Annotated in this window: 5 protein-coding genes; all 5 read right to left on the reverse strand. The window is 63.0% G+C overall.

Annotated elements, in window-relative coordinates; genetic code table 11:
- Positions 1-1385, reverse strand: a 1385-nt coding sequence (gene aroA / locus ABI213_RS01630; RefSeq protein WP_348025849.1) for a 3-phosphoshikimate 1-carboxyvinyltransferase, incomplete at its 3' end; no start/stop codon positions are given.
- A gap of 10 nt (positions 1386-1395) precedes the next feature.
- On the reverse strand, positions 1396-2274 hold the full coding sequence (locus ABI213_RS01635) for a prephenate dehydrogenase/arogenate dehydrogenase family protein (RefSeq protein WP_348025851.1): 879 nt from the start codon (positions 2272-2274) through the stop codon (positions 1396-1398).
- Positions 2275-2285: 11 nt separating this feature from the next.
- The gene (gene pheA / locus ABI213_RS01640; protein ID WP_348006260.1) at positions 2286-3392 is read right to left on the reverse strand and encodes a prephenate dehydratase; all 1107 of its coding nucleotides are present in this window, start codon (positions 3390-3392) and stop codon (positions 2286-2288) included.
- Positions 3393-3395: 3 nt separating this feature from the next.
- Positions 3396-4502, reverse strand: a complete 1107-nt coding sequence (serC, locus tag ABI213_RS01645) for a 3-phosphoserine/phosphohydroxythreonine transaminase (protein ID WP_348006261.1) — start codon at positions 4500-4502, stop codon at positions 3396-3398.
- 78 nt (positions 4503-4580) lie between these two features.
- On the reverse strand, positions 4581-5554 hold a 974-nt coding region (locus tag ABI213_RS01650; RefSeq protein WP_348025853.1), incomplete at its 5' end, for a DNA gyrase C-terminal beta-propeller domain-containing protein.

Genomic DNA, 5554 nt, shown 5'->3' on the forward strand with positions numbered 1-5554 from the left:
GCGGCCACCGTGCCTTTACCCGAGGCGGTGGGGCCGTCGATGCAGAGCACGGGAATGTGGGCCGTAGCCGTTTGCGATAGCGCCAGCAAGGCCTCGAAGTAATCAGGGAAAGTCTTGGCGACGCACTTTGGGTCTTCGATACGCACTGGCAGAGACGCCGGATTGAAGGCCGCCAGCGAGAAGCACATCGCCATCCGGTGGTCGTCGTAGGTGTGGATGGTCGCGGCCCGCCATTCTTGGGCGTTGGGCAGCGGCTGGATGCGGATGAAATCGGCACCTTCTTCGACGGTGGCCCCCAGTTTGCGCAACTCGGTGGCCATGGCCGCGATGCGGTCGGTTTCCTTGACGCGCCAGCTGGCGATGTTGCGCAGCGTGGTGGTGCCATCGGCGTACAGCGCCATCACCGCTAGGGTCATGGCGGCATCGGGAATGTGGTTGCAGTCCAGGTCGATGGCTTTGAGCGGCCAATTGCCCCGGCGGACTTCCAGCCAGTTCGGGCCACTGACGACCTGCGCGCCCATTTGCTCGGCGGCCTCAACGAACCGGATGTCGCCCTGGATCGACGCTGCGCCCACACCTTCAATACGAATTTGGCCTCCGGTGCAGGTGCCAATTGCGCCGAGAGCTATGAAATAGCTAGCAGATGAGGCATCGGCCTCGACATGGATGTCGCCCGGCGACTGGTAGCGGCTACCCGCGGGAATGGTGAAACGGGCCCAGCCCTCGCGCTGCACGCTGATGCCAAAGCGCGCCAGCAGGTTCAGCGTGATTTCGATGTAAGGCTTGGAGATCAGCTCACCCACCACGTCGATCACCACGTCTTGTTGCGATACCAGCGGCAGAGCCATCAGCAAGGCGGTCAAAAACTGGCTGGACACATCGCCGCGCACGCGAATGGGCGCACCCAATGTGAGTGTGGGTTGGCCAATGTGCAGCGGTGGGTAGCCGTCTTGCCCGGTGTAGTCGATCCGGCAGCCGAGCTGGCGCAGAGCATCGACCAGGTCACCAATCGGGCGTTCGTGCATGCGCGGCACGCCGTGCAGGCTGAAATCGCCACCCAGTACGGCCAGCGCAGCGGTAAGCGGACGAATGGCGGTGCCGGCGTTGCCCATGAACAGGTCGGCCTGCGAGGTTTTCAACTGCCCGGCGAGCCCGTCGATCTCTACCGTATTGCCCGTGTGACGGATGCCGCAGCCCAGTTTGTCCAGTGCCGCCAGCATGACCTTGGTGTCGTCCGAGTCCAGCAGGTCGTGCACGCGGGTGGTGCCGCCGCTCAGCGCCGCCAACAAGAGAACGCGGTTGGAGATACTTTTGGAGCCTGGCAGCACCACGGTGCCGCTGGCACTATCGAGGGGGGGGAGGTCGAGAAAAGGGGTGGCGAACATCAGGTGGACATCAGGTCTTGGGTTTCAAGGAGGCCATGCTCCAGTCGGCGCGGCTGTCGCTGGCGTGCTCCAGCATCTGCACCAGCCCGTCCACGTTGTTGTTGGTGAGCATGCTTTCCATGGTCTGCAGTGTCTTTTGGAAGATCTGCGACTGGGCCAGGACTTCTTCCTTGTTGGCCAGCAGCACATCGCGCCACATGTGCGGGTCGGATGCGGCAATGCGGGTGAAGTCGCGAAAGCCCGGCCCGGCTAGGGCCAGATACTCCTGCCCCTGCGGCTGGCTGACCAGGCCGTGCATCATGGCAAAGGCGATCAGGTGCGGCAGGTGGCTGACGGCAGCAAACGCCGCATCGTGCGACTCGGGGCTCATTTGCAGCACATTGCAGCCCAGCGCCGCCCAGACCGCCTGGGCTTGGGCCAATTGCGTGGGCAAGGTGCGCTCGATAGGGGTCAGGATGACGTTTTTACCGCTGTACAGAAGCGGATCGGCAAACTCCACGCCCGAGACTTCCCTGCCGGTGATCGGGTGGGCCGGCACAAAGGAGCCCACCTGCTCGCGCAGCGCCCGGCGCGCGGCATCCACCACGTCGCGCTTGGTCGAGCCCACGTCCATCACAAGGGTGTTGGGCGTGATCAGGTGCTTGATGGCCTTGAAAGTGTTTTCGGTGGCGGCTACCGGCACCGCCAGCAGCACGATATCGGCACCCGACACGGCCAGCAGGGCCGAGGGGGCTTCGATGTCGATCACACCCATTTGGCGCGCTTTGCTGGTGGTGGACGGCGATTTGCTGTAGCCCACCACGCGTTTCACCAACCCAGCGTTTTTCAACGCCAGCGCAAATGAGCCACCCATCAGGCCGCAGCCTATCAATCCGAGTTGTTCAAACATGGGCGCTGCTTTCAGGAGCCGACCGGGTAAGTGCCCAGTACCTTGAAGAAGGCGCATAGCGCGCGCAGCTCTTGCAGCGCCTTGGCGACGTGGGGCTGCGAAGGGTGGCCGTCTAGGTCGATGTAGAAGTAGTAGTCCCACTGGCCGGTACGGGCGGGGCGCGATTCAAAGCGGGTCATCGACACACCGTTGGTTTTCAGCGGCACCAGCAAGTCGTGCATAGCACCCGGTTTGTTGGGCACGGAGACCACCAGACTGGTGCAGTCCTTGCCCGACGCAGGTGGCGTGGCCAGGGTTTGCGGCAGGCAGATGACGGCGAAACGTGTGCGGTTGTAGGCATCGTCTTGCACCGCATGGGCCACGATGTGCAGGGCAAACTGGGAGGCCGCACGTTCGCTGGCCAGGGCCGCCCACGAGGGGTTGCTGGCCGCTAGGCGCGCACCTTCGGCGTTGCTGGATACCGCACGGCGCTCGGCGTTAGGTAGGTGCTGGCTCAACCAGCCTTGGCACTGGGCCAGTGCCTGGGGATGGGCCATCACCACATCGATGTGGTCGCGGGAGTTGATCTGGCGCAGCAGGTTGTGCCGTACCAGCAGGCTCACTTCGCCCACCACGTGCACGGGAGAGTGCAAAAACAGATCGAGCGAACGGGCGACCACACCTTCGGTAGAGTTTTCAATCGCCACCACACCGTATTGGGTCGTGCCTGCGGCCGTCGCGTGGAAAACTTCGTCGAAGTTGGCGCAGTACAGCAGCTCGGCCGCGCTGCCAAAGAATTCGATGGCGGCCTGCTCGGTAAACGTACCCTCTGGGCCCAAAACGGCTACGCGCTGCGGCGCTTCCAGGGCCAGGCAGGCCGACATGATTTCGCGCCAGACTGCGGCCACATGCTGGTCTTTCAGCGGACCGGGGTTGGACTGCTGGATCTTTTCGATCACCTGGGCCACGCGGTCAGGCCGGAAGAAGGGCGAGCCTTCACGGCGCTTGATGTCACCAACCTGCTCGGCCACTTCGGCGCGGTGGTTCAGCAGGGTCAACAGATCCTGGTCGATTTTGTCGATCTTGACGCGCAGCTCGGCCAGATCAGGGGTTGCGGTGGGCGGAGTTACGGCGGTCATGGATTAAGCCTGGCTCTTTTCAAATGCGTGCATGTAGTGCACCAGCGCCTGCACGCCCGCCAGCGGCATGGCGTTGTAGATGCTGGCCCGCATGCCGCCGACCGACTTGTGGCCTTTGAGCTGAAGCAAGCCGCGTGCCTTGGCACCTTCCAGGAATGCGTCGTTACGGCTCTCGTCGCGCAGGAAGAAGGGCACGTTCATGCGCGAGCGGCAATCTGCCTCCACTTTGTTGAAGTACAGCTGCGACTGGTCGATGGCACGGTACAGCAACTCGGCCTTGGCGATGTTGCGGTGCTCCATCGCTTTGATCCCGTGCAGCTCGCCTTCGGTCTGGTGTTTCAGCCACTGGAAGGTCAGCCCGGCGATGTAGATCGCGTAGGTCGGCGGGGTGTTGTACATCGATTGGTTGTCGGCCACCGTCTGGTAGTTGAAAGCACTTGGGCAGACATCCAGCGCGTGGCCCAGCAGGTCTTCGCGCACCACCACCACCGTCAGGCCGGCGGGGCCGAGGTTTTTCTGGGCACCGCCGAAAGCCAGGCCGACCTTGGACCAGTCCATGGGACGCGATGCCACATGAGAGGAAAAATCAACCACCAGCGGGGCTTTCGAGCCCAGGGCCTGCAGATCGGGCAGGGTTTGGAACTCCACGCCGTCGATGGTTTCGTTGCCACAAATGTGCACGTAGCTGGCATCGGCGCTCAGGTCCCAGCTGGCCGGGTCGGGCAGGCGGGTGTAGCCGGTGGCTTCGGTGCTGGCGGCGGTGTGCACGCTGGCGTATTTGCCCGCCTCTTTTTGGGATTTCTGGCTCCAGCTGCCGGTCACCACGCAATCGACTTTGCCGCCGCGCGACAGGTTCAGCGGCACGATGGCGTTTTCGCCCAGGCCACCGCCTTGCATAAACAAAATCTTGAACTCGGGCGGCACCGCCATCAGAGCACGGAAGTCGGCCTTGGTTTGCGCGTAGATGTGCAGAAATTCTTTGCCCCGGTGGCTCATTTCCATCACGCCCATGCCGCTGCCGTGCCAGTCCAGCATTTCGGCGGCGGCCTGGGTCAGGACTTCTTCAGGGATGGCGGCAGGACCGGCGGAAAAATTGAAGGGGCGTGTCATGCAATTTCTTAAGGTTTTTAGGCCTCTAGCGCAGATTCCACCTGCGCTAGCAGCTACTAAATTGATAGTACGGTGGTTTTACGCTTCGGAGGTGCCAGGGGCTGCGTCGCCGCTCCCTGCGCCATCGTCCGTATTGCCGCCTGCTTCACCCGCCTCACCCGCCTCATCCGCTCCGGCGGCGGCCGCGATGGCATCGTTTTCCACAATCCGCTGCAGACCGCTGAGCTTGGAGCCTTCGTCCAGGCCGATCAGGGTCACACCTTGGGTGGCGCGGCCAAGTTCGCGGATTTCGCTGACGCGGGTGCGTACCAGCACGCCCTTGTCGGTGATCAGCATGATCTCGTCGTCGGCATGCACCAGGGTGGCGGCCACCACGCGGCCATTGCGTTCGCTTTGCTGGATGGCGATCATGCCCTTGGTGCCACGGCCGTGGCGGGTGTATTCGGTGATGCTGGTGCGTTTGCCGTAACCGTTCAGGGTAGCGGTCAACACGCTTTGCTGCTCGTCTTCGGCGACCAGCATGGCAATCACGGTTTGGCCTTCTTCGAGCATCATGCCGCGCACACCGCGGGCGTTGCGGCCCATGGGGCGTACATCGTTTTCATCAAAGCGCACGGCCTTGCCACCGTCGCTGAACAGCATCACATCGTGCTTACCGTCGGTCAGGGCAGCGCCAATCAGGAAGTCGCCCGGGTCCAGGTCCACGGCGATGATGCCGGCCTTGCGCGGGTTGCTGAAATCGTCCAGCGGGGTCTTTTTGACCGTACCCATGCTGGTCGCCATGAAGACGTACTGGTCGTCCGGGAACTTGCGGGCCGGGCCAGTCAGGGCCAGCACTACGTTGATTTTCTCGCCTTCTTGCAGCGGGAACATGTTCACGATGGGGCGACCGCGGGAACCACGCGAACCCTGCGGCACTTCCCACACCTTGAGCCAGTACAGGCGGCCGCGGTTGCTGAAGCACAAGATGTAGTCATGCGTGTTGGCGATAAACAGCTGGTCCACCCAGTCGTCTTCTTTGGTCGCCGTGGCCTGCTTGCCGCGCCCGCCGC

Origin of the sequence: Rhodoferax sp. (assembly GCF_039922535.1) — a bacterium.
In the GTDB taxonomy this organism is placed as follows: domain Bacteria; phylum Pseudomonadota; class Gammaproteobacteria; order Burkholderiales; family Burkholderiaceae_C; genus Rhodoferax_B.